At 72.4% G+C, this 24731-nt stretch carries 20 protein-coding genes; 4 read left to right on the top strand and 16 right to left on the bottom strand.

Annotated features, from left to right (window positions below; genetic code table 11):
- Positions 1-8: 8 nt before the first annotated feature.
- The 14 genes from OO62_RS22580 to rsmH form a co-directional block, all read right to left on the bottom strand.
- Entirely contained in the window at positions 9-629 is a 621-nt protein-coding gene (locus OO62_RS22580; protein WP_033269365.1) for a cell division protein SepF, read from the bottom strand.
- Positions 630-752: 123 nt separating this feature from the next.
- Positions 753-1487 carry a YggS family pyridoxal phosphate-dependent enzyme gene (locus OO62_RS22575; protein WP_033269364.1) on the bottom strand — a complete coding sequence of 245 codons (735 nt, stop codon included), beginning with the start codon at positions 1485-1487 and terminating at the stop codon, positions 753-755.
- Positions 1484-2248 carry a peptidoglycan editing factor PgeF gene (pgeF, locus tag OO62_RS22570; RefSeq protein WP_033269363.1) on the bottom strand — a complete coding sequence of 255 codons (765 nt, stop codon included), beginning with the start codon at positions 2246-2248 and terminating at the stop codon, positions 1484-1486. The genes OO62_RS22575 and pgeF overlap by 4 nt, the downstream gene beginning before the upstream one ends.
- Positions 2249-2261: 13 nt before the next feature.
- Positions 2262-3494, bottom strand: a complete 1233-nt coding sequence (ftsZ, locus tag OO62_RS22565) for a cell division protein FtsZ (RefSeq protein ID WP_033269362.1) — start codon at positions 3492-3494, stop codon at positions 2262-2264.
- Positions 3495-3778: 284 nt separating this feature from the next.
- Entirely contained in the window at positions 3779-4594 is an 816-nt protein-coding gene (locus tag OO62_RS22560) for a cell division protein FtsQ/DivIB (protein ID WP_033269361.1), read from the bottom strand.
- A 22-nt stretch (positions 4595-4616) separates the two neighbouring features.
- Positions 4617-5708, bottom strand: a complete 1092-nt coding sequence (gene murG, locus OO62_RS22555) for an undecaprenyldiphospho-muramoylpentapeptide beta-N-acetylglucosaminyltransferase (RefSeq protein WP_033269360.1) — start codon at positions 5706-5708, stop codon at positions 4617-4619.
- A gap of 6 nt (positions 5709-5714) precedes the next feature.
- Positions 5715-7088, bottom strand: a complete 1374-nt coding sequence (ftsW, locus tag OO62_RS22550) for a putative lipid II flippase FtsW (protein ID WP_033269359.1) — start codon at positions 7086-7088, stop codon at positions 5715-5717.
- Positions 7089-7148: 60 nt separating this feature from the next.
- Positions 7149-8618, bottom strand: coding sequence for a UDP-N-acetylmuramoyl-L-alanine--D-glutamate ligase (gene murD / locus OO62_RS22545; protein ID WP_051733530.1), 1470 nt, complete (start codon positions 8616-8618; stop codon positions 7149-7151).
- 41 nt (positions 8619-8659) lie between these two features.
- On the bottom strand, positions 8660-9724 hold the full coding sequence (gene mraY, locus OO62_RS22540) for a phospho-N-acetylmuramoyl-pentapeptide-transferase (protein WP_033269432.1): 1065 nt from the start codon (positions 9722-9724) through the stop codon (positions 8660-8662).
- 5 nt (positions 9725-9729) lie between these two features.
- The gene (locus OO62_RS22535; RefSeq protein ID WP_033269357.1) at positions 9730-11172 is read right to left on the bottom strand and encodes a UDP-N-acetylmuramoyl-tripeptide--D-alanyl-D-alanine ligase; all 1443 of its coding nucleotides are present in this window, start codon (positions 11170-11172) and stop codon (positions 9730-9732) included.
- A 62-nt stretch (positions 11173-11234) separates the two neighbouring features.
- Positions 11235-12986: a UDP-N-acetylmuramoyl-L-alanyl-D-glutamate--2,6-diaminopimelate ligase gene (locus OO62_RS22530; RefSeq protein ID WP_033269356.1), complete on the bottom strand. Its 1752-nt coding sequence runs from the start codon at positions 12984-12986 to the stop codon at positions 11235-11237.
- Positions 12987-13004: 18 nt separating this feature from the next.
- The gene (locus OO62_RS22525) at positions 13005-15014 is read right to left on the bottom strand and encodes a peptidoglycan D,D-transpeptidase FtsI family protein (RefSeq protein WP_157850163.1); all 2010 of its coding nucleotides are present in this window, start codon (positions 15012-15014) and stop codon (positions 13005-13007) included.
- A gap of 7 nt (positions 15015-15021) precedes the next feature.
- Complete coding sequence (gene ftsL, locus OO62_RS22520) at positions 15022-15705, bottom strand: cell division protein FtsL (RefSeq protein WP_033269355.1); 684 nt, start codon at positions 15703-15705, stop codon at positions 15022-15024.
- Positions 15702-16673: a 16S rRNA (cytosine(1402)-N(4))-methyltransferase RsmH gene (rsmH, locus tag OO62_RS22515; protein ID WP_077192206.1), complete on the bottom strand. Its 972-nt coding sequence runs from the start codon at positions 16671-16673 to the stop codon at positions 15702-15704. The genes ftsL and rsmH overlap by 4 nt, the downstream gene beginning before the upstream one ends.
- Before the next feature lie 502 nt (positions 16674-17175).
- Between rsmH and OO62_RS22510 the strand changes: the two genes are divergently transcribed.
- The 4 genes from OO62_RS22510 to OO62_RS22495 all read left to right on the top strand — a co-directional run bounded on the left by OO62_RS22510 (position 17176) and on the right by OO62_RS22495 (position 22897).
- Positions 17176-17736: a beta-class carbonic anhydrase gene (locus OO62_RS22510; RefSeq protein WP_033269353.1), complete on the top strand. Its 561-nt coding sequence runs from the start codon at positions 17176-17178 to the stop codon at positions 17734-17736.
- A 229-nt stretch (positions 17737-17965) separates the two neighbouring features.
- Positions 17966-18985 (top strand): AAA family ATPase, encoded by a 1020-nt coding sequence (locus OO62_RS22505; protein WP_033269352.1) that lies wholly within the window; start codon positions 17966-17968, stop codon positions 18983-18985.
- Positions 18985-20382 (top strand): DUF58 domain-containing protein, encoded by a 1398-nt coding sequence (locus OO62_RS22500; protein WP_033269351.1) that lies wholly within the window; start codon positions 18985-18987, stop codon positions 20380-20382. Before OO62_RS22505 ends, OO62_RS22500 begins: the two co-directional genes overlap by 1 nt.
- A gap of 70 nt (positions 20383-20452) precedes the next feature.
- Complete coding sequence (locus OO62_RS22495) at positions 20453-22897, top strand: transglutaminase TgpA family protein (RefSeq protein ID WP_033269350.1); 2445 nt, start codon at positions 20453-20455, stop codon at positions 22895-22897.
- A gap of 246 nt (positions 22898-23143) precedes the next feature.
- Here the strand turns inward: OO62_RS22495 and OO62_RS22490 are convergent, their stop codons facing one another.
- Together OO62_RS22490 and OO62_RS22485 are read right to left on the bottom strand one after the other, a co-directional pair.
- On the bottom strand, positions 23144-23545 hold the full coding sequence (locus OO62_RS22490) for a DUF3040 domain-containing protein (RefSeq protein ID WP_033269349.1): 402 nt from the start codon (positions 23543-23545) through the stop codon (positions 23144-23146).
- Positions 23546-23806: 261 nt separating this feature from the next.
- Positions 23807-24562: a methyltransferase gene (locus OO62_RS22485; RefSeq protein WP_033269348.1), complete on the bottom strand. Its 756-nt coding sequence runs from the start codon at positions 24560-24562 to the stop codon at positions 23807-23809.
- Positions 24563-24731 lie beyond the last annotated feature (169 nt).

The following is a 24731-nucleotide window of genomic DNA, read 5'->3' as shown; positions in this document are numbered from 1 at the left end:
GTTGCGTCTCAGCTCTGGTTGAAGAACCCGCCCTCTGCGATACGGGCCTTGTCCTCCGCCGTGACATCGACGTTAGCAGGCGACAACAGGAACACCTTCTGCGTCACCCGCTCGATGCTGCCGTGAAGACCAAACACCAAACCGGCCGCAAAGTCGACAAGTCGCTTCGCATCGGTGTCATCCATCTCCGTGAGATTCATGATCACCGGAGTGCCCTCACGGAAGTGTTCCCCGATGGTACGGGCTTCGTTGTAGGTCCGCGGGTGAAGTGTGGTGATGCGGTAGGGCTCCCGCTCGGACACAACCTTGGGCATGATCACCGGTGCGTTCTTCTCCAGATTCGGACGGTCGGGTGTGATGGATGCCACGGGGGCGATTCGCGCGGGTCGTCCGCTTTCCACGGTGAGCGGGGCTGGTTCACGTTGCGCCGGAGGCGTCACGGCACGGACGGGTTCGTCCCGTTCCGGGCGTGTTTCGGGCTGCACTTGATGCTGCTGCCGCCGCCCGCGATCGGGTTCCGGGTCAAGCTCGGGTTCGAACTCGTCGTCGGGGTCGAACCCCCTGCCGTCGTACCCATCGTCCTCCACGAGGCCGAGGTAGACCGCCATCTTGCGCATCGCGCCGGCCATTCTCTGCGTCCTCCGCTCTGTGGTGGATCGGCTCCGTCACCAGGGGCCTTGGATCCACGCAGCCTTCCCGCTTTCTGCGGAAATGACCATATTTTGTGCTGTGGTCCGACTTGCTTGGCGACGTTACCCGAGCCGTGGTCGGACTCCGAGTACCGCAGTGCCGACGCGCACATGTGTCGCCCCGGCCGTCACGGCATCCTCGAGGTCCGCGCTCATACCTGCGGACACCATGGTGGCAGCAGGATGGGTGGCGCGCAGGTCGGTTGAGATTTCCATGAGCCGTTCGAATGCGGCCAGTTGGCGGCCGGCATACGGCCCGGCCAGCGGCGCGACGGTCATCACGCCGTCCAGGCGCAGCCCTTGGGCCTCCGCGATCGCGTCGGCGAGCGCCGGCACCCCCTCCGGGGCCACACCGCCCCGCTCACCGGTGGCCCGGCCGGCATCCCCCGACTCCGCGTCAAGTGCCACCTGGATCAGGCAACCCAGCTCGCGCTCGGCCCGCACCGCTTCCTTGGAGAGCGCGGTGACGAGCCTGGACCGGTCGACCGACTGAACAATCCCGGCATAACCGGCCACAGACCGCACCTTGTTGGTCTGTAGTTGTCCAACGAAGTGCCAAGTAAGGGGCAAATCAGCGCATTCGGCGGCCTTCGGTGCGGCGTCCTGGTCGCGGTTCTCCGCGACCTGTCGCACCCCCAGTTCCGCGAGCAGCCGCACATCGCTCGCGGGGTAGGTCTTGGTGACCACGATCAGGGTCACCTCGTCGCGCGGCCGGCCGGCCTTGGCGCAGGCGGCGGAGATACGATTTTCCACCCGCTCCAGATTGGCGGCCAGTTCCGCTCTCCGGTCATCCGTCACAGCTCGGCCTCCCCCGGCCCACGGCCGGGGATCTCCCCGAGCCACACATAGCTCGCGAGCCGCCCGGTCGTGCGGTCGCGCCGATAAGAGAAGTGGTCCGCGGACTCCCGCGTACAGATGTGGGAATCCTCACGCACCGCGACGCCCGCGGCGGCGAGTTGGGCCCGTACCCCCGCGGTGACGTCCACCGCCGGGGTGCCCCACCCGGTCGTCGCGTGCGCCTCGGGCACCACCGCGGCGACATCGGAGCGCATCGCCTCGGGCACCTCGTAGCACCGGCCGCAGATCGCGGGTCCGGTGCGCGCGAGGATCCGGGCCGGCTCCGCGCCCAGTTCGACCATCGCCTCGACGACCGCCGGCACCACGCCGGCGACCAGGCCGGGCCGTCCGGCGTGCGCGGCCCCGGCGACCCCGGCGGCCGGATCGGCCAGCAGGACCGGGGTGCAGTCGGCGGTCAGGACGGCGAGCGCGAGGCCCCGGCGTGCCGTCACCACCGCGTCCACGCACGGGACGTCGGCATCGCGCCAGGGCCCTTCGACCACCGCGACATCCCTGCCGTGGACCTGGTTCATCCAGACCACCGCGGCCGGGTCGAGGCCGAGTTCGGCCGCCGCCAGCGCACGGTTGGTACGGACGGCCTCCGGGTCGTCGCCGACCGCGCCGCCCAGGTTGAGCTGATCGTACGGAGCGGCGCTCACCCCGCCCCACCTGTCGGTGAAGGCGAAGTGCGCGCCGCTCTCGTGGTGCTGTTGCCCTATCACTTCGGTGCTTCGGTCACTTCAGGAAGTCGGGAACGTCCAGTTCCTCGGCCGCGGAGTCGGAGTACGACGGACGGGCCGGAGGAACCTGCGGGGTGCTCGACGGCGCCGGCACCTCACCCAGCGAGGAGGAGGGCTCGGCGGTCACCGGCTCCTCGTCGCGTGCGGGCACCGAGCCGAGGCCGCCGAAGGACGAGGACGTACGGGGCTCCGGCGGAGCGACCGGACGGCTCGGGGCCGGGGCGGGCTCCTCGCGCTTCGGGGCCGACAGCGCCGACTGCGCGTCGCGGCGGGCCGGCGGCTGACCGCCGTCGAAGCCCGCGGCGATGACCGTGACCCGGACCTCGTCACCCAGCGCGTCGTCGATGACCGCACCGAAGATGATGTTGGCTTCCGGGTGTGCCGCCTCGCTGACCAGCTGCGCCGCCTCGTTGATCTCGAAGAGACCGAGGTCGGAACCGCCGGAGATGGAGAGCAGCACCCCGCGGGCGCCGTCGATGGACGCCTCCAGGAGCGGCGAGGAGATCGCCATCTCCGCGGCGGCCACCGCGCGGTCGTCGCCGCGCGCCGAGCCGATGCCCATCAGGGCCGAGCCGGCCTCCGACATCACGGACTTGACGTCGGCGAAGTCGAGGTTGATCAGGCCCGGGGTGGTGATCAGGTCGGTGATGCCCTGGACACCCGACAGCAGCACCTGGTCCGCGGACTTGAACGCGTCGAGCACGCTCACCTGGCGGTCCGAGATGGACAGCAGTCGGTCGTTGGGGATCACGATGAGGGTGTCGACCTCTTCGCGCAGCTGGGCGATACCGTCCTCGGCCTGGTTGGCGCGACGGCGGCCCTCGAAGGTGAACGGCCGGGTGACCACACCGATCGTCAGGGCGCCCAGCGAGCGCGCGATGTTGGCGACGACGGGTGCGCCGCCGGTGCCGGTGCCGCCGCCCTCGCCCGCGGTCACGAAGACCATGTCGGCCCCCTTGAGGACCTCCTCGATCTCCTCACGGTGGTCCTCGGCCGCCTTGCGACCCACATCCGGGTTGGCGCCGGCGCCGAGGCCGCGGGTCATTTCCCGGCCGACGTCGAGCTTGACGTCGGCGTCGCTCATCAGCAGCGCCTGCGCATCGGTGTTGATCGCGATGAACTCGACGCCCTTGAGCCCGACCTCGATCATCCGGTTGATGGCGTTCACGCCACCGCCGCCGATGCCGACGACCTTGATGACTGCGAGGTAGTTCTGCGGTGCTGCCACGTCGAAGGCCTCTCGCCTCGAGTTACGTGTCGTCGCCGCACTGTGCGTGTGGACGCCGACTGATGCCGATGGGACGGTCCGTTATCGCCGACCCGAACCCTAACGTTGAAGTTTAGGGTTACCTGTGCCTGTGTTCCTTGGTTCCATAGTCCCTTTGGAACGAGACACTAAGTCGACAAGGCGCGCCCGTTCAACGAACACGCCGAACCTCCCGTTTTTCTTTTCACCCTATGTGATCACCCATAGTCGTAGCCATCCAGGGTGCTGGCCTGCGACTGCGAACGTCAACTCCCCGATACCGCAGGGGCGCTGGGGACGGAGATGTCAAAGTGGCGCGCGTCACGTGCCGCTTTCAGCAGCGCGGTCAGCACCTTCGCCTTTTCGGCGCCCTGTTCGCTGCTGCCCCACGCAATCGTGCGTCCGCCGGCCAGTTCGAGGGTGACCGAGTCATAAGACCGTACGCGGACCTTACGGACATCCTTGCGTACGGCCGGGGGCAGATCCTGTGCGACCTCGACCGCCGCGCGCCGCAAACGGTCGGCTCCGAACCGATCCGGACTCGGGGCGTGCGAAACGGCCATTTCCAGAAGCGGAACGCCCTTGGGGGCGGCCGTGACGGTGGCGAACCGGACGCCCTCGGCGTCCACTTCGACGAACTTTCCGCTCGCTCGCATCACGAGTTCCGGCGTCCTTTCGGTCACTTTCAGACCGATGGCGTGCGGCCAGGACCGCTCGACGTCGACGCTCTTGATGCGCGGGAGCCGGGCGCGCAGCCGGTGGGCCAACGCGTCCGTATCCACCGAAATGAGCGGTGCGTTGATCGGGGCGTCGGCCGCGGCCACGACCTCACGCGGGGTCAGAACGCTGGTCCCGGTGGCCCGGACGCGCTCCAGCCGGAGCCAGTCCGAGGCGTAGAACGCCCAGGCGCCGAACGCGCCGAGCAGCACCGCGCACACCGTGATGATGATCAGACCGCGGCGGCCCGGTGCGCGAAGCGGAGTGCGCACCCAGCGGAATCTTCGCCCGCGCTCCTCCGGGGCGGAGGGCGGGCCGGACGGTGACTTCTTCTCGCCGCGCCGGGCGGTCGTCGGTCCGGCCACGCTCCCTGCCTTCTGTCGGGCGCTACTTGTTGCGCTGCGCGATCGCCTCGTACACCATGCCGACCAGCAACTCGTCGGCGTCCCGGCGGCCGAACTCGGAGGCCGCGCGGGACATCTCGTACAGCCGGTGCGGATCCGCCAGGACCGGGAGCACCGTGTTCTGCACCCAGTCCGGGGTCAGCTGGGCGTCGTCGACCAGCAGGCCCCCGCCGGCGTTGACCAGCGGCTGGGCGTTGAGCCGCTGCTCGCCGTTGCCGATGGGCAGCGGGACGAACGCGGCCGGGAGCCCGACGGCGGACAACTCGGCGACGGTCATCGCGCCCGCGCGGCAGAGCATCATGTCGGCCGCGGCGTACGCGAGATCCATCCGGTCCACGTACGGTACCGGGACATAGGGCGGCATCCCGGGCATGTTGTCCACATGCGGCAATTCGTTCTTCGGGCCGACCGCGTGCAGCACCTGGATGCCGGCCCGCTGGAGGGCCGGCACGGTCGCCTGGATGACCTCGTTCAGCCGGCGCGCGCCCTGCGAACCGCCGGACACCAGCAGGGTCGGCAGGTTGGGGTCGAGGCCGAAGGCGGCCCGCGCCTCGGGGCGGACCGCGGCACGGTCGAGGGTCGCGATGGTGCGGCGCAGCGGAATGCCGACGTAGCGGGCACCGCGCAGCTTGCTGTCGGGGGTGCTGACAGCTACGAACTTGGCGTACCGCGAGCCGATCTTGTTGGCCAGGCCGGGGCGGGCGTTGGCCTCGTGGACGATGATCGGCACACCGAGCCGCTTGGCCGCCAGATAGCCGGGCAGCGCCACGTAACCGCCGAAGCCGACGACGCAGTCGGCCTTCGTGCGTTCCAGGATCTGCTCGGCGGCCTTGATCGTGCCGCGCAGCCGCCCGGGGACGGTGATCAGTTCGGGGGTGGGCTTGCGCGGCAGCGGCACGGCCGGGATGAGTCCCAGCTCATAACCGCGCTCGGGGACGAGCCGGGTCTCCAGGCCCTTCTCCGTACCGAGTGCCGTGATCCCCACCGTGGGGTCCTGCCTCCGCAGTGCGTCCGCGAGGGCGAGCGCGGGCTCGATGTGGCCGGCGGTCCCCCCACCGGCGAGTACGACATGCACCGAAATTCACCGCTCTCCGGACGGTCGCTTCTTGACGCGCCGTCTCATCGTCTTCCATCTCACCCCGGCCGGTCTCCTGCCGGAAACCGGCCTCCGCGCCGACCGGGCCGACAACGCCGCTCGTGCAGCGGGCTCGTCACGCGCGAAGGCGATCAGGAGTCCGATGGCGAACATCGTCGGCAGCAGGGCGGAGCCTCCGTAGGAGAACAGCGGGAGCGGGACACCGGCGATCGGCAACAGGCCGAGCACCGCACCGATGTTGATCACGGCCTGGGCCGTGATCCAGGTGGTCACGCCTCCCGCGGCGTACCGTACGAAGGGATCCTCCGTGCGTCCGGCCACGCGGATACCCGCATAGCCTAGAGCCGCGAAGAGGGCGAGCACCGACAGCGTCCCCGCCAGACCCAGTTCCTCCCCGGTGATGGCGAAGATGAAGTCGGTGTGCGGTTCAGGGAGTTCACCCCATTTTTCCATACTCGCACCCAGGCCGGAACCGAAGAATCCGCCTGAGGCGAGGGCATAGATTCCGTGCACGGCCTGCCAGCACTGATCGCCCGGGCCCGGGTCGGTCGCGCCGATGCAGGCCAGCCGGGCCATCCGGTTGGCGCTGGTCTTGATCAGCAGCGCACCGATCACCGTAGCGGTGCCGAGCACCCCCACGAAGAGCCGGGTCGGCGCTCCGGCCAGCCACAGCAGCCCGAAGAGGATCGCCGTGAGAATGATCGCGGTGCCCATGTCGCCGCCGAGCATGATCAGCCCGAGCAGCAGGAAGGCGACCGGGATCAGCGGCACCAGCAGGTGCTTCCACTGGACCAGCAGCCGCTTGTCCTGTTTGCGGGCGAGCAGGTCGGCGGCCCACAGGACGAGCGCGAGCTTGGCGAACTCGCTCGGTTGCATCTGGAAAGGGCCGCCGAGGTTGATCCAGTTCTGGTTGCCGTTGACCGCGACCCCTATGCCGGGGATCTGGACCAGGCACATCAGGAACACCGAGACGGCCAGCAGCGGGTAGGCGAGGGTCCGGTGCACCCGTACGGGCATCCGGGCGGCGAAGAGCAGCAGCCCGCCCCCGAGGACGGCCGCGAGCAGTTGCTTGCGGAAGAAGAACGACGGGGCGAGGCCGGACTGCAGCGCCTTGATCTGGGACGCCGAGTAGACCATCACCAGGCCCAGGACGGTGATCAGCAGGCTGCCGCCGAGGATGAGGTAGTACGCGGTCAGCGGGCGGTCCCAGGCCCGTCTGAGCCGGGTGTGCAGCCCACGGGGGCCGCCCCGCGGGCGGCTGCCGCGCGGCGGGCGCACCGGGGAGGTGCGGCGGGGCGAACGCGGCGGGGCGGACGAGCGCCCGCCCGCCCGCCCCGTCCTCACCGGTCGGGCCGTCATCCTCGTCCCCTCCACAGGTGCGCTCGCCGCCGGTGTGCGACGACGGCGGGGAGACGCGGGCTAGTGATCCCGTGCGGTCAGCTCACGAACCGCGTCGGCGAAGGCGTCGCCCCGCTTGTTGTAATTGACGAACATGTCCATCGAGGCGCAGGCCGGAGCCAGCAGGACGGTATCGCCGGGCTCGGCCAGCCGGGTCGCTTCCCGGACCGCCTGGGACATCGCCCCAGTGTCGGTCCGGTCGAGGTCGACGACCGGGACCTCGGGGGCGTGTCGCGCCAGGGCTTCGCGAATCAGTGCCCGATCGGCGCCGATCAGCACCACCCCGCGCAGCCGCGCGGCCGACTTCTGCACCAGCTCGTCGAAGGTCGCGCCCTTCGCGAGGCCGCCGGCGATCCACACGATGTGCTCGTACGCCGCCAACGACGCCTCGGCGGCGTGGGTGTTGGTGGCCTTGGAGTCGTCGATGTAGGTGACGCCGTCGACGTCCGCGATGTGCTGGATGCGGTGGGCGTCCGGGTGGAAGGCGCGCAGTCCGTCGCGCACCGCCGCGGGGCGGACGCCGAAGGCGCGGGCCAGCGCCGCCGCCGCGAGGGCGTTGGCGATGTTGTGCGGGGCGGGCGTGCCCGAGCCGGGTGCGATGTCGGCGACCTCGGCCAGCTCCTGGGCCTGCTTCTGGCGGTTCTCCACGAAGGCCCGGTCGACGAGGAGGCCCTCGACGACGCCGAGTTGGGACGGGCCGGGGGTGCCGAGGGTGAAGCCGATGGCCCGGCAGCCCTCCTCGACGTCGGCCGCGCGGACCAGTTCCTCGGTCGCCTTGTCGGCCACGTTGTAGACGCAGGCGACGGTGTTGCCCTCGTAGATCCGGCCCTTGTCGGCGGCGTACGCCTGCATGGAGCCGTGCCAGTCGAGGTGGTCGGGGGCGAGGTTGAGGACCGCGGCGGAGTGCGCGCGCAGCGACGGCGCCCAGTGGAGCTGGTAGCTGGAGAGTTCGACGGCGAGCACGTCGTAGGGGCGTGCGCCGTCCTTGCCCTGGCCGAGCACGACGTCGATGATCGGGGTGCCGATGTTGCCGACGGCCATGGTGTGCAGGCCCTCGGCCTCCAGGATGGAGGCCAGCATCCGCACGGTGGTGGTCTTGCCGTTGGTGCCGGTCACGCCGAGCCAGGCCGCGGCGTCGGGCCCCCGCAGCCGCCAGGCGATCTCCACGTCGCCGACCACGTCCACGCCGGCCGCGGCGGCCGCGGTGAACAGCGGGCTGGTGGGCTTCCAGCCGGGCGAGGTGACGACGAGGTCGGTGCCGTCGGGCAGGGTGTCGCCGTCGCCGAGGCGCACGGTGATGCCTGCCCGGTGCCCCGCGTCGCCGGTGCCGGAGGCGCTGCCGGTCGCAGCCCATTCCTCCAGCTCGGCCGCGGCGGCCCGCTGCTTGTCGCCGTCGCCGCCGTCGACGACCGTGACCCGGGCGCCGAGGCCGGCCAGGGCGCGGGCGGCACTGCTGCCGCTCACGCCGAGGCCGGCGACGGTGATGTGCATACCGGCGAAGTCCGCGGGGGTCGGTGCCGGGCCGTGCGTGGTCACTTCGCTGCCTGCCAGCCGCCGTAGAAGATGCCGAGTCCGACGATGACGCACATGCCCTGGATGATCCAGAACCGGACCACCACAAGGACTTCGGACCACCCCTTGAGTTCGAAGTGGTGCTGGAGTGGCGCCATCCGGAAGACCCGCTTGCCGGTGAGGCGGAACGAGCCGACCTGGATGACCACGGACATCGTGATCAGGACGAACAGGCCGCCGAGGATGGCCAGCAGCAGCTCCGTGCGGGAGCAGATGGCCAGACCGGCCAGCGCGCCGCCCAGGGCCAGCGAGCCGGTGTCACCCATGAAGATCTTGGCGGGCGAGGTGTTCCACCACAGGAAGCCGAAGCAGGCGCCCATCAGGGCGGAGGCCACCACGGCCAGGTCGAGCGGGTCACGTACCTCGTAACAGCCCGGTCCGGCGGTGATCTGGTTGGCGCAGGACTCCTGGTGCTGCCAGATACCGATGAACGTGTACGCGCCGAAGACCATCACCGAGGCGCCGGTGGCCAGGCCGTCGAGGCCGTCGGTGAGGTTCACGCCGTTGGACATCGCCAGGATCATGAACAGCGCCCAGATCACGAAGATCACCGGGCCGATCTGCCAGCCGAAGTCCTGCGTGAAGGACAGCCGGTCCGAGGCCGGGGTCTGTCCGCGCAGGTCGGCGAACTGGAGCGAGAGCACCGCGAAGGCGATGCCGACGATCAGCTGTCCGGCCATCTTCGCCTTGGCCCGCAGGCCCAGCGAACGCTGCTTGACGATCTTGATGTAGTCGTCCAGGAAGCCGACCAGGCCCATGCCGGCCATCAGGAACAGCACCAGCACACCCGAGAAGGTGGGGTCACTGCTCGTGATGACCTTGGTCAGCACGTAGGCGATGATCGTTGCCAGGATGAAGGAGATGCCACCCATGGTGGGCGTCCCCTTCTTGCTGCCGTGGGTACGCGGGCCGTCATCGCGGATGAACTGCCCGTACCCCTTCCTCGCCAGCAGTTTGATCAGCAACGGGGTGCCGATCAGGGTCAGGAAGAGCCCGATCATTCCGGAGAAGAGGATCTGCTTCATCGAGTTCATCGGGACGCGGCTCCACCCTCTGCGCCCATCACGCCCTCGTCGTCAAGCAATGCTGCGGCGACCCGCTCCAGCCCCACCGACCGGGACGCCTTGACCAGCACGACGTCTCCCGGTCGCAGCTCGCTGCGCAACAGGTCGACCGCCGCCCGCGCGTCGGACACGTGCACCGACTCCTCACCCCACGAACCCTCGTTCTTGGCGCCCATGTCGAGCCAGGCCGCTTCCCTGCCGCCGACTGCCACGAGCTTGCTGACGTTGAGCCGGACGACCAGCCGTCCGACCGCGTCGTGTTCGGCGAGTGACTCCTCACCGAGCTCGGCCATCTCTCCGAGCACCGCCCACGTACGACCGCCCTCGGCCTTGCCGGCCGCGCCCATCGCGACCAGCGCACGCAGCGCAGCTCGCATGGACTCGGGATTCGCGTTGTAGGCGTCGTTGACGACCGTCACGCCGTCCGCGCGCTCGGTGACCTCCATACGCCAGCGGGAGAGCGTGCCGGCTTCGGAGAGCGCGGTGGCGATCTCGTCGACGGGCATGCCCAACTCATGGGCTACGGCGGCCGCGGCGAGCGCGTTCGACACGTGGTGCTCACCGTACAGCCGCATGGTCACATCACTGCACCCGGAGGGTGTGTGAAGCGTGAAAGCGGGCTGTCCGAGGTCGGTGAGCCGGACATTCTCGGCACGGACGGCCGCGTCCTCGGCCTCACCGAACAGAACGGTGCGGGCCTTGGTGCGCGGCGCCATGGCGCGGACGTACGGGTCGTCGGCGTTGAGCACCGCGATCCCGCCCTCCTCGGCCGACGGCAGCGCCTCGACGAGTTCGCCCTTTGCCTGCGCGATCTGCGCGCGGCCGCCGAACTCGCCGATGTGCGCGCTGCCGACGTTGAGCACCACGCCGATCCGCGGCGGGGTCAGGGTGGCCAGGTAGCGGATGTGGCCGATGCCGCGGGCGCCCATCTCCAGCACGAGGTGCCGGGTGGTCGCGTCGGCGCGGAGCGCGGTCAGCGGCAGCCCGATCTCGTTGTTGAGGTTGCCCTCCGGCCAGACGGTCGGACCGTGCCGCTGGAGCAGCTGGGCGATCAGGTCCTTGGTGCTGGTCTTGCCGGCCGAGCCGGTCAGGCCGACGACGGTGGTGCCGAGCCGCTCGACGACGGCCCGGGCGAGCGCGCCGAGCGCGGCGGTGACGTCGTGGACCACGATCGCGGGCACGCCGACGGGGCGGGCGGCGAGCACGGCGACGGCGCCGGCCTCGACCGCGCCGGGCGCGAAGTCGTGGCCGTCGGCGCGTTCACCGGCGAACGCCACGAACAGGCCGCCGGGGCGTACCGCGCGGGAGTCGGTGACGACGGGCCCGGTGACCTGGCGGTCGGCGTCCGGTATGTCGTGCTGCTGCCCGCCGACGATGCTCGCGATCTCGGCGAGGGACAGGGAGATCACAGGTCACCCCCGGCCCGGGACCGGCGGTGACGGCGGAAGGATTGTGCGCGCATGGCGGTGTGTCATCCCTGGTGGTTCGGGTGCGGTGACGCTTGCGACTGCTGTGACTTCAGTGAGCCCTCGATGGCATCGCGCAGCACCTGGCGGTCGTCGAAGGGACGGACCACTCCGGCGATGTCCTGGCCCTGTTCGTGGCCCTTGCCCGCGATGATCACGGTGTCGCCGGGCTCGGCGCGGGCGACGGCCGCGGCGATGGCGGCGGCCCGCTCCTCCTCGACGAGGACCGTGCCGCGTTCGTGGATCGGCACCTCCGCGGCGCCCGCCAGCATGGTGGCGAGGATCGAGAGCGGGTCCTCGCCGCGCGGGTTGTCGGAGGTCAGGATGGCCGTGTCGGCGAGGCGTGCGACCGCGGCGCCCATGGGGCCGCGCTTGTGCGGGTCGCGGTCGCCGCCGCAGCCGAGCACGGCGTGCAGCTTGCCGTCGGTGACCTTGCGCAGGGCGCGCAGAACCGATTCGACGGCGTCGGTCTTGTGGGCGTAGTCGACGACCGCCAGGTACGGCTGGCCGGCGTCGACGCGCTCCAGGCGGCCGGGGACACCGGGCACCGCGGCGACGCCGTCGGCCGCGGTCTGCGGGTCCACGCCGGCGACGACCAGCGAGACGATCGCGGCGAGCGCGTTGGCGACGTTGAACGGGCCGGCGATCGGGGAGGCGGCGCTCAGCGTCTGCCCGCCCGGGCCGTGCACGGTGAAGGTCGAGCCGAGCGCGCCGACCTCGACGTCGGAGGCGCGCCAGTCCGCGTCCGGGTGGCCCTCCGCGGAGAAGGTGGTGACCGGGACCTCGGACTCGCCGGCGGCCAGCCGCTTGCCGTACTCGTCGTCGAGGTTGACCACGCCGGCCCGGCTGCGGGCCTTGGTGAACAGCTGAGCCTTGGCCTGGAAGTAGTCCTCCATGCCGGAGTGGAACTCCATGTGCTCCGGGCTGAGGTTGTTGAAGATCGCGACGTCGAAGACGCAGCCATCGACCCGGCCCAGGACCAGGGCGTGGCTGGAGACCTCCATGGCGACGGCCTTGACGCCGCGCTCGCGCATCACCGCGAAGAGCGCCTGGAGGTCGGTGGCCTCGGGGGTGGTGCGCTCGGACTTGATGCGCTCCCCGCCGATGCGGGTCTCCACGGTGCCGATCAGGCCGGTCAGCCCTCCCTCGGAGCGCTTCGCGGCGGCGGCCCGCAGCCCGCCCTCGATGAGGTAGGCGGTGGTGGTCTTGCCGGAGGTACCGGTGATGCCGATCTGGAGCAGATCCTCGCCCGGGGCGCCGTAGATCGAGACGGCCAGGGCGCCCATCCGCGCGCGGGGATTGTCCACGACCAGGACCGGCAGGCCGGTCGCGGTGGCGCGGTCGGCACCCGACGGGTCGGTCAGGATCGCCGCGGCACCGAGGTCGGCGGCCTGCGCGACGAAGTCGGCGCCGTGCAGACGGGCACCGGGCAGCGCGGCGTAGACGTCGCCGGGGCGGACCGCCCGGGAGTCATGGGTGATGCCGGTGACGGCGGCCTCGGCGTGGGCCGCCGCGGGGGCCGGGGTGCCCAGCTGCTGGGCGAGGTCGGCCAGGGGGGTGGGGCGGACCTGTTCAGGGCGCGGCGCTCCCGGATATTTGCCGGGGCCGCCCTTCTGCGCGCGCTGGGCTTTCGGGGACTGATCAGCGTGTGACACGGCGGTGAGCGTACCGGGCTGAACGGGCCCGGGGCGAAGTGAGGGCCCTGGGGAGGTGCGGTCGCGCGGCTCCGGGGTGCCGTCGGGGGTGATCGTCGTCACGGCGGGATTGCCTCGATTTCATTGGCCTGGCGTGAAGGTGACCGGCAGCCGCGGGGGCTGCGCGCCGGTCGGGGGGACCTGCAGGGTCTTCAGCGCGAACGCCATGACCTGCTGGTAGATCGGGCCGCAGACCTGGCCGCCGAAGTAGCTGCCCTTGGTGGGGTTCTGTACGGCGCAGTAGACCGTGATCCTGGGCTTGTCGGCGGGCGCGAAGCCCGCGAAGGAGGCGGTGTAGCCACGGTAGCGGCCGGTCTTGGGGTCCACCCGGTTGGACGTGCCGGTCTTGCCGCCGACCCGGTAGCCGTCGATCTTCGCCTTCGCCCCGGTGCCTTCCTCGTCGTCGACGACGGACTCCAGCATGGTGGCGAGGGTACGCGCGGTCTTCGGGCTGACCACGCGGTTCTTCGCGGGGCGGGGGGCCGGCGCGTAGTGGCCGTCGGGCCCGGTGGTGCCGCGGACCAGCGTGGGGGCGATGCGCTCGCCGCCGTTGGCGATCGTGGAGTAGACGGAGGCGGCCTGTACGGCGTTGAGGGACAGCCCCTGGCCGAACGGGATCGTGTACTGCTGCGAGGTGTTCCAGTCCTGCGGCTTGGCCAGGATGCCGTCGGTCTCCCCCGGGAAGCCCAGTCCGGTCGGCTTGCCGATGCCGAATTTGCGCAGGTAGGAGTACAGGACCTGGTTGGCCTCGGGCTGGGTGCGGCCGAGCTGGCCGGTCGCCAGGATCGTTCCGATGTTGCTGGACTTGGCGAGTACGCCGTTGAGCGTCAGGTGCCAGGTCGCGTGATCGACGTCGTCCGCGAAGAGCCGGTCGCCGCGGTGCAGCCGGTTGGGGACGGTGACCCGGGTGGACGGGGTGGCGACGCCCTCCTCCAGTACCGCGGCCATCGACATGACCTTGCTGGTGGAGCCCGGCTCGAAGGCGTCGGAGAGGGCCGCGTTGCCCAGCGCCTCCGGGTCGGACTTCGCGACGTCGTTGGGGTCGAAGGCGGGGGCGTTGGCCAGCGCGAGGATCTCGCCGGTGCGGGTGTCCTGGACGACGACGTAGCCCCGGTCGGCGCCGGACTTGGCGACCTGGTCGGTGATGGCCTGCTGTGCCGCCCACTGGATGTCGCGGTCGAGGGTCAGCTCCACGTCGGTGCCGGGGACAGCGGGGTGCTCCTGGGTGTCGGCGGTGGGCACCCGGCGGCCGCCGGACTGGGCGTAGACGAGCTTGCCGTCCTTGCCGGCCAGCTGCTTGTTCAGCAGCGCCTCCAAGCCGCCGCCGCCCTTGCCCGCGCCGTTGACGAAGCCGAGGACGCCGGAGGCGAGGTCCTTGTTGGGATAGAGGCGCTTGCTGTGCTTGTCGGCGAAGATCCCGGTCAGGACGTCGGGACGGGGTGCGCTCCTGGGGGCGGCGGCGGCCTTGGCGTCGAGGGTCTTGCGGAGGTTCTTGATCCGCTTCCAGACCTGCGGGGTCTGCTGCCGGGCGAGCAGGACGTAGCGCGCCTTGGGCTGGTCGAGCTTCCTGGCGAGAGTGGCCTCGTCCTCGTGGAGGATCGGCGCGAGCAGGGCGGCGGCGCGCTGCGGGGCGTCGTCGGTCCTGGTCTTGCCGGGCGCCAGGAGGCTGGGGTCGGCGGTGATGTCGTACGCGTCCACGGTGGTGGCCAGGTCCACGCCGTTGCGGTCGGTGAGCGCACCGCGCTCGGCGGCCAGCTTGACCGGTACGTAGCGGTTCTCGTTGGCCTTGGCGGCGAACGCCCCGGCGTCGACGGCCTGCACCTGGAAGAGCCGTACGACGAAGATCAGCATGATCAGCGTCAGCCCGAGGGAGACCAGCCGCAGCCGGGGGCGCGGACTGCCGAGGCGGAGCGCCGGGGCGCCGGAGCGGGGCCGCGGGGTCCGGGGGCCGGGGCGGCGCGCCCCGGGCCGGGGGGCGCCGCGTCCGGGTGCCGGGCGCTTGGCGGCGGGCGGGCGGCCGGCGCGGCTCGGGGGCTGCCCGCCGCGCTGGGCGGGGCGCGGCACCCGGCGGGGGTCCCTGGGCTCGGTCATGCCGCGTTCACCTGCCGGAGGTCGTCGGGGAAGGCGCGGGGGCGGTGGGGGCACCGGCTCGGGGCACGGCGCGCGGGGCGGCGGGGGCCGGGGGTGCGGCGGCGGGGGCCGGCGGGCCGGGGCGGCCGAGTGCGGCTGCCGGGGCCGGCGTGCTCTGCGGGCCGAGGGTGGCGGACGAGGCGGGGACCGGGGGCCGGACGGCGGGCGGCGCGACCGCGGCCGACGGTGCGGCGGACGGGCCGGCCGGCGCGCTCAGGGCGGCCGTGCCCAGCAGCGCGGACGCCGACGGCGCGGCGGAGCTGCTCAGCGGCGCCCCGTCGGACGTCGCCACGCCCGGCTTGCCGAGCACCTTGCCGTCCGGCAGCAGGAACACCGGGGCGCCGCCGGGCACCATCCCCAGCCGGCGGGCGCGGCGCTCCAGCGCGCCCGGGGCGGAGTAGGCGTCCACCTCCTGCTGCAGCGCCTGCTGTTCGTCGGTCAGCTCGTCGGTCTTCCGCTCCAGCTTGCTGAGTTCGAACGACCCTTGGTTGAGCGCGGAGTTGAGCAGCAGCAGGGTGATCAGCCCGGAGCCGAGCAGGACCACGATGAGCAGCACGAAGGGTGCGCGGGCCGCGGTGCCGGGGGCGGTGGCGGCGGGGAACAGCGCGGAGAGCCGCTTCTGCCTGCCGCGCGGCCGCCCCTGGCCTCTCACGCGCGGCCGCCCTCGACGTCCTCGCGGATCCGCTCCGCGCCGCGCAGCCGGGCGGGGGCGGCGCGGCGGTTCTCGGCGATCTCCTCCTCCGTGGGGAGTTCCGCACCGCGGGTCAGCAGCTTGAGCCGCGGCTGGTAGCGCTCGGGCACGACCGGCAGGCCGGGCGGCGCGGTGTTGCTCGCACCGGCCGCGAAGACCTGCTTGACCAGGCGGTCCTCCAGGGAGTGGTACGAGAGCACGGCGACCCGGCCACCGACCGCGAGCGCCTTGACGGCGGCCGGGATCGCGCGCTCCACGCTCGCCAGCTCGCCGTTCACCTCGATCCGCAGCGCCTGGAAGGTGCGCTTGGCGGGGTTGCCGCCGGTGCGCTTGGCGGCCTGCGGCAGCGCGTCGCGGATCAGCTCGACCAGCCGGGCGCTGTTCGTGAACGGCTCCTTGGCGCGCTCGCGGACGACCGCCTCGACGATCCGCTTGGCCTGCTTCTCCTCCCCGTAGGAGCGCAGGATGCGGACCAGCTCACCGGGGGCGTAGGTGTTGAGGACGTCGGCGGCGCTGATGCCGGTGCTCTGGTCCATCCGCATGTCCAGCGGGGCGTCCTGGGCGTACGCGAAACCGCGGTCGGCCTCGTCGAGCTGCATGGACGAGACGCCGAGGTCGAACAGGACGCCTTGGACGCGCGGGGTCCCGAGCCGGTCGAGGACCTCGGGGAGCTCGTCGTAGACGGCGTGCACCAGAGTGGCGCGCTCGCCGTACGGGGCGAGCCGCTCCCCGGCGAGCTTCAGGGCGGCCGGGTCGCGGTCGAGGGCGATCAGCCGGGCCGCGGGGAAGGTGGAGAGCAGCGCCTCGCTGTGGCCTCCGAGGCCGAGCGTGCAGTCGACGACGACCGCGCCGGGCTCGGCGAGCGCGGGGGCGAGCATGTCCAGACACCGCTGGAGCATGACGGGTACGTGGCGGGTGTTACTGCTCATGCGCCGGCCTCACTGCGTTCGGCGGGCTTGCCTTCGCAGAGCGCGCACCTCTTTCCGATTCGCTCGCTGCGCTCGCTCATATGCCTTCCGAATGCTGGGGCGGCGGGTGGGTCCCCGGCCGCTGGCTGGGGGGTGCCGCACGTACCGCTTGGTCCCCGCCCGCTCTGAAGGGGAAGTGGCCCTCCGGCGACGGGGAAGTGACGTCGGAAAACCATGGGAGCGGGAGGAGGCCGAGCCGTACGTACGGTGCGCGCACGCGAGGAATCCGGTTTCCAAGGAGAGCGTCACGCCTCCCACTTCGCGCCACTTTAGTCCACCGGCTGGCCCGGTCAATCAACTGGTCGCGCGCGTCCTGCGACGGCTTTTCGAGGGGCATTCCGGCGGTCGTCTCACCCGGACGGCGGGCACGCGGGCCTGTGCATTACCTCACAAGGAGTGATGTTGCCCCCTATGCCCGGCCTGCTGTGCAGCTGAAAGGGCGCTGAACTATTACCGTGAATGCATGCCCATACCTGCTTCGCAGCCGCTGCCCCCGTCCGCCGACAGCGCCGAGGACCGCACCGGAGAGGCGGTCATTGATCGTCTCGTCGAGGCGAACCAGCGCTATGCCGCCGATTTCACCGACCCCGGAATGGACGCCCGGCCGGTCCGCAAGGTCGCCGTGGTGTCCTGCATGGACGCCCGTATCGACCTGCACGCCGCCCTCGGTCTCGAGCTCGGCGACTGCCACACCATCCGCAACGCGGGCGGTGTGGTGACCGACGACATCATCCGTTCGCTGACCATCAGCCAGCGTGCGCTCGGCACCCGCTCGGTCGTCCTCATCCACCACACCGGGTGCGGACTGCTCAGCCTGACCGAGGACTTCCGGCACGACCTGGCGGCCGAGGTCGGCCAGCGTCCGACCTGGGCGGTCGAGGCGTTCAAGGACCTCGACGAGGACGTACGGCAGTCCATGCAGCGGGTGCGCACCTCGCCCTTCCTGCTGCACACCGACGACGTCCGCGGTTTCGTGTTCGACGTGAAGACGGGTCTGCTGCGGGAGATCGATCCCCAGGGCTGACCTGCGGGGCCGGCCCGGCTGACGTACGGGCCGGCCCGAAAAGCCGGGTTCGCCGGGAAGGCCCGGCCGGAACCTTGTGAGTTATCCACAGGCCATGACGCGAAGCCGCGCGGGCGGCAAGAATGCGTGGGTGACGTCGTCCCGGCCGTGGCCGGGCTCGGCGCTTTCGGGGAGGGGCCGGGTCCACAGAGGGGGCATCGGCCCGCAGCACAGGGCCGAGGAGGGCCGAGTGACGACGTATGACGAACGAGCGAGCCTTGGAGATCTGACCACCACCGCGGAGCGGGTGCACCGGTCGGTGGAGAGCGTCATCGAGGGCAAGCCGGAGGTCGTACGGCTCGCGCTGACCGTGCTGCTGGCCGAGGGGCACCTGCTGATCGAGGACGTGCCGGGCGTCGGCAAGACCATGCTCGCCAAGGCGCTGGCCCGCTCCATCGACTGCTCGGTGCGGCGCATCCAGTTCACCCCCGACCTGCTGCCCTCCGACATCACCGGCGTCAGCATCTTCGACCAGCAGCGGCGGGACTTCGAGTTCAAGCCCGGCGCGATCTTCTCCCAGATCGTCATCGGCGACGAGATCAACCGCGCCTCGCCCAAGACCCAGTCCGCGCTCCTGGAGTCCATGGAGGAGCGCCAGGTCACGATGGACGGGCAGACCCACGAGCTGCCCAGCCCGTTCATGGTCGTCGCCACCCAGAACCCGGTGGAGATGGAGGGCACCTATCCGCTCCCCGAGGCGCAGCGGGACCGCTTCATGGCGCGGGTGTCGATCGGCTATCCCAGCCCGGCGGCCGAGCTGCAGATGCTGGACGTGCACGGCGGCGCCTCGCCGCTCGACGACCTCCAGCCGGTGGCGCACGCCCATGACATCGTCAAGCTGATCGACGCGGTGCGCGAGGTGCATGTCGCCGACACGGTGCGCAGATACGCCGTCGACCTGGTGGCGGCCACCCGCAGCCACCCCGAGCTGCGGCTCGGCGCGTCCCCGCGGGCGACCCTGCATCTGGTGCGTGCCGCCAAGGCTTCCGCGGCGCTGCTGGGGCGGGAGTACGTCCTGCCGGACGACCTCCAGTCGCTGGCGGTGGCGGTGCTCGCGCACCGTCTGCTGCCCACCGCCCAGGCGCAGTTGAACCGCCGCACCGCCGAACAGATCGTGCTGGAGATCCTGCGGCGGGTCCCGGTCCCCGAGCCCGCCGCGCAGCCGTGGCGGACCCACGGCCGGCAGCCGCCGGGGGTACGGGGGCTGTGATGAGCGGAGGGGGGAGCGAGGCGACACCGGAGCCGGGCGGGCTGCGGGCGGCCCTCGGCGGGCTGACCACGCGCGGCAGGTCGTTCCTGGCCGCCGGGATCGCCGCCGCGGTGTGCTCGTACGTCCTCGGGCAGCCGGATCTGCTGCGGGTCGGACTGCTGCTGGCGGCGCTGCCGCTGGTGTGCGTCCTGGTCCTGCACCGCACCCGCTACCGCGTCGCCGCCGGCCGTACGCTCTCCCCCGCCCGGGTGCCGGCCGCCGCCGAGTCCCGGGTGCAGCTGCGGATGGAGAACGTCTCCCGGCTGCCCACCGGCGTGCTGATGCTCCAGGACCGGGTGCCGTACATCCTCGGGCCGCGCCCGCGCTTCGTCCTGGACCGGGTCGAGGCCGGCGGCCACCGCGAGGTGTCGTACCGCGTCCGCTCCGACCTGCGCGGCCGCTACCGGCTGGGGCCGCTCCAGCTGCGGCTGTCCGACCCGTTCGGCATGTGCGAGCTGACCCGCTCCTTCAGCTCCTCCGACACCCTGACGGTGGTGCCGCGGGTGGAGCCGCTCCCGGCGGTCCGGCTGGCCGGCGAGACGGCCGGGTACGGCGACGGGCGGCAGCGCTCGCTGGCGCTGGCCGGCGACGACGACGTCATCCCCCGCGGCTACCGGCACGGCGACGACCTGCGCCGGATCCACTGGCGGTCCACGGCGCGCCACGGCGAGCTGATGGTCCGCCGGGAGGAGCAGCCGCAGAAGGCGCGCTGCACGGTCCTGCTCGACACCCGCGACACCGCGCACCCCGGTAGCGGCCCCGACTCGGCCTTCGAGTGGGCGGTGGCGGCCGCCGCCTCGGCCGCGGCGCACCTTCTGGAGCGTGGCTTCTCGGTCCGGCTGCTGACCGACACCGGCACCTCCGTGCCGGGCCCCGACGGTGCCGGCGGCGGCGCGGGCGGGACGGAGTCCGCCGACGCCGCGGGCCTGCTGCTGGACGCCCTCGCCGTCGTGGAGCACTCCGAGGAGGAGGGGCTCGCGGCGGCCTACGACGTGCTGCGGGGCGGCGGCGAAGGACTGCTGGTCGCCTTCTTCGGCGATCTGGACGAGGAGCAGGCCGCGGTCGCCGGGCAGATGCGCCGGCGCAGCGGTGCGGCGATCGCCTTCGTCCTGGACGGCGACTCCTGGCACCGCGGCCCCGGTGGCATCAGGTTCGCCACCGGTCAGGTCCCGGTGGCCGAGCGTCTGCGGCTGCTGCGGCGGGCGGGCTGGACGGCCCTCCCGGTGGCTCCCGGGGACTCGCTCACCGACCTGTGGCGGACGGCGGCGGACCAGGCGGGGGCGGGCGAACGGGCGGGGGAAGGGAGCGGGGCGGCGGAGGACGGCGTCTCGTGGACGGCGGCGGGGGGACGGTCATGAAGGGGAGCGTGGGGCCGGTGCACGGCACGGAGGTGCCCGGCGGCGGGCCGGTCCGGAGCGGGGCGGAGGCATGAGCGGCCGGGCGCGGCTGGCGCTGTGCGCGACGGTGGCCACCCTGTGTGCCGCCGGGGCGCTGCTGCCGCTGGTGGACCCGGTCAGCTGGATGTTCCAGGCGGCGGCCCTGCTGGCGCTGATGACCGGCGCGGGAGCGCTGACCCGCCGGGTGCCCCTGGCCAGGCCGCTGACCATCGGCGTGCAGGTCCTGGTCGCCGTCGTGCTGCTGACGTTCCTGTTCGCGCCCGGTGAGGCGATCCTCGGCCTGGTGCCGGGGCCGGACGCCGTGGAGGAGTTCGGCCGGCTGCTGCGGGACGGTGTCCAGGACGTCGGCCGGTATGCCATTCCCGCCCCCGTCACCCCCGGCATCCGGCTGCTGCTGGTCGCCGGGGTGCTGGTGATCGGCCTGATCGTGGACGCGGTCGCGGTCACGTACCGCAGCGCCGCGCCGGCCGGGCTGCCGCTGCTGGCGCTGTACTCCGTCGCGGCGGGGCTGTCGCAGGGCGGCGCGGGCTGGCGGTGGTTCCTGGTCGCGGCGGCCGGCTATCTGTTGCTCCTGCTGGCCGAGGGCCGCGACCGGCTCTCCCAGTGGGGCCGGGTGTTCGGCGCCACCGCCGGACCGGGCCGGCCGGACGGCCAGGGCCTCCCCTTCGGGGACGCCGGCCCGGCGCCGGCTCCGGTCCGTACCGGCCGCCGGATCGGCGCCCTGGCGCTGGGCATCGCGCTGGTGGTGCCCGCCGCGCTGCCCTCCCTCGGGGGCGGGCTGCTCGCCCGCACCGGGGGCGGCCCGGGCCCGGGCGGCGGAGGCGGCACGATCTCCGCGGTGAATCCCGTGGTGTCGCTCCAGGACAGCCTCAACCAGCCCGTGGACAAGGAAGTTCTCAACTACCGCACCACCGCCGCCGACACCCGCGATCTGTATCTGCGGATCGTCGCCCTCGACCACTTCGACGGCGCGAGCTGGAAGCCGTCCGAGCGCACGGTCACCGACGTCCCCGAGCGGCTTCCCGAACCGGCCGGCCTCAGCGCGACGGTCGACCGCGCCCGGATCAACACCTCCATATCGACCGCGGGATGGTACGCCCAGAACTGGCTGCCGCTCCCCTACCCGGCGTCCCGGGTGGACATCTCCGGCCGCTGGCGTTACGAGCCCCAGGGCCGCACGCTCGTCGGTGACCGCGGACAGAACACCCGCGGCCTCCAGTACCAGGTCGAGAGCCTGCAGGTCCGGCCCACCCCACGGCAGCTGTCCGCGGCCCCGGCGCCGCCCGAGGACCTGCTGCGGGAGTACACCGAGGTCCCCGACTCGCTGCCCGGGATCGTCCGGTCCACCGCCCGCCAGGTCACCCATGGCGCACCGACCGCGTACGCCAAGGCCGTCAAGCTCCAGGACTGGTTCGCGCTCTACGGCGGCTTCACCTACAACACCGACGTGCGGGCGGGCAGCGGTGCGCAGGCCATCGCCCGCTTCCTGACGGACAAGCAGGGCTTCTGCGTCCACTTCTCGTTCTCGATGGCGGCCATGGCCCGCACCCTGGGCATCCCCGCCCGGGTCGCGGTCGGCTTCACCCCCGGCACCAAGCAGCCCGACGGCACGACCTCGGTCAGCCTCCGGGACGCGCACGCCTGGCCCGAGCTGTACTTCCAGGGCATCGGCTGGACCCGCTTCGAACCGACCCCCAGCCGCGGCAGTATCCCGGATTACGCCTACCAGGACACCTCAGGGCAGCCCGACCACGCCGGCCGGCCGGCACCGGCGCCCTCGCGGGCCCGGACCCCGTCGGACGGGCCGACCGCGGCGCCCTCCTGCGGCCCGGGCGAGCGGCGGTCCGACTCCGGGACGACGTGCACGGCGCTGCCGGCCGCGTCCGGTGCCCGCCCCTCGGACGACGGCACGTCACCCTGGGCCGTGGCCGCCCTCGCGCTGGCCGCCCTGCTCGTTCTGCTGCTGCCCGCGGTCCCGTTGCTGTGGCGGCTGCGCACGCGCTCCCGGCGGATGGCACAGGCCGGCGTGGACGGGGAGGGGGACGGGGCGGCGGCCACCCTCGCCGCCTGGCGCGAGCTGCTCGACACCGCCTGGGACTTCGGCATCCTGCCGGACGACGCGCTCACCCCGCGGAACGCGGCGGCCCGGATCATTCGCATCGGAGAACTGCAACCGGAGGCGGCCGCTGCCGCACACCGGGTCGCGGCAGCGGTCGAACAGGTCCTGTACGCCCCGCAGCCCCGGCCGGCGACCGGCCTGGCCCTCGACGTGCAGCGGGTGCGGGCCGGGCTGGCGGCCGCCGCGACCCGCGGCATACGGCTCCGCGCCGGGCTGGCCCCGCGCTCCGCGGCCCGCCTCCGCTGGGCCTGCTCCGCCCGCTGGACGTCCCTGCTGCTCCGGTTCCGCACCAGCCGCCCGGTCGCCTCGGTACGGCGGGCCACGACGGCCCTCCGCCCGGGGCGGCAGCGGGCGTAACGGCTGGCCGGCCCCTTACCGGGGGCGGCGCGGCCGGCGTCAGCTCGGCGTGCGAGGGGCGAGGCACCGCCTACGGGTGCGCGACCGGACCGTACCGCCGGACAAATCTGTGGTGTGTACCGGCCGGACAGTGTGTACCGGCCGGACACACGTGTGGTGGCCGCCCGATCCTGTCGGGCGGCCACCACACGGAGAAGAAGAAAGCCGGGGCCCGCTCGGCCCTTCGGCTCGGTGGCCCTGGCGTCGTCAGTGGCCTTGTTGCTCGTCCCGGCGTCGCTGCCATCGGTCCTCGATGCGGTTCATCATCGAGCGGCGCTGCCTGGACTGACCACGCGCCGGTCCGCCCGGTCCGCCGGCGGGCTGCTGCTCACCGGCTTTCGGAGCTTTGCGCCATCCCGTGACCGCCAGCACGGCGCAGCCGAGCATGACGAGGAAGCCCACCACGCTGATCCAGATCTGCTGCGCGACCATACCGGCCATGAGCAGGGCGATACCCACCAGGAAGCCCGCGACCGCTTGGTAGACCCGTCGCCGGGTGTACGTACGCAGCCCGCTTCCCTCAAGCGCTGTCGCGAACTTGGGATCTTCGGCGTACAGCGCTCGCTCCATTTGCTCGAGCATGCGCTGCTCGTGCTCCGAGAGCGGCACGGAGTCCTCCTACTCGTCGGTCGCGGGGGGGGCGACCGGGGTGCGACCCTTTCAGGATAGGCAGGGAATCGCCCCCGTGAAACCCGCCCCTCGACGCCAGTTCACTGTCCGGGCCGCCGCAGCGGCCGGTGGTGATGCTGCCTGCATTCCCCACCCGCCTGTCCGTCATGCCGGAACGTCGTACCCCGATCATACGGGGCGAAGGGGCTGATCGGGTGGCCTGTGGCCGACTGCACGCGGTAGCCGTGTGTGCCGCGTGGGTCAGTCGCGCTCCGCGAGGACGTGGAGCTGCGTGGCCACGGAGTGGAACGCGGGCTGCTCGGCGGCGGCCGCCTCCAGTTTCAGCAGCGCGTCGACGGCGCCCGGCTCGGTGTCGACCAGCACGCCGGGGACCAGGTCGGCGAAGACCCGTACGCCGTGGACGGCGCCGACCTCCAAGCCGGTGGCGGAGACCAGCTCCTGGAGCTGCTCGGCGGTGAACCGGCGGGGCATCGGGTCGCCCTCGCCCCAGCGGCCCGCGGGGTCGGTGAGGGCCCGGTGGGCCTCGGTGAAGTGGCCGGCGAGGGCGCGGGCGAGCACGGCGCCGCCCAGGCCGGCCGCGAGCAGGCTGAGGGTGCCGGCCGGGCGCAGCGCGTCGGCGGCGTTGCGGACGCCTTCGGCCGGGTCGTCGACGTACTCCAGGACGCCGTGGCAGAGCACCGCGTCGTAGCCGCCGCGCTCCACGACGTCGAACAGGCCGTGGGCGTCGCCCTGCACCGCGCGCACCCGGTCGGCGACGCCGGCCTCCGCGGCCCGGCGCTCCAGGGCGAAGAGGGCGTTGGGGCTGGGGTCGACGACGGTGACGCGGTGGCCGAGGCGGGCGACGGGCACGGCGAAGTTGCCGGAGCCGCCGCCGGTGTCGAGGACGTCGAGGGCGTCGCGCCCGGCGGCTTTGACCCGGCGCTCCAGGGCGTCCTTGAGGACCTCCCAGACCACGGCGGTACGAAGGGATGCGCGCGGGCGCAGCGGGTCAGACACGGCGGGTGGCTCCTCGGCGGGGGCATGAACATCCAGTCGCCCACCACCCTATTCCGTCCCACGCCATCCGCCGATCGCGGAGCCGCGGGGGGCTGCGGCGGAGGGGGCGGCGGGGGCTGCGGCGGGGCCTGTTCTCCTTTTCCCCTCCCCCCGGGGCCCCGCCCCAACC

Origin of the sequence: Streptomyces lydicus (assembly GCF_000717345.1) — a bacterium.
Taxonomy (GTDB): Bacteria; Actinomycetota; Actinomycetes; order Streptomycetales; family Streptomycetaceae; genus Streptomyces; species Streptomyces lydicus.
This window is presented reverse-complemented; position numbering and strand designations above follow the sequence as displayed.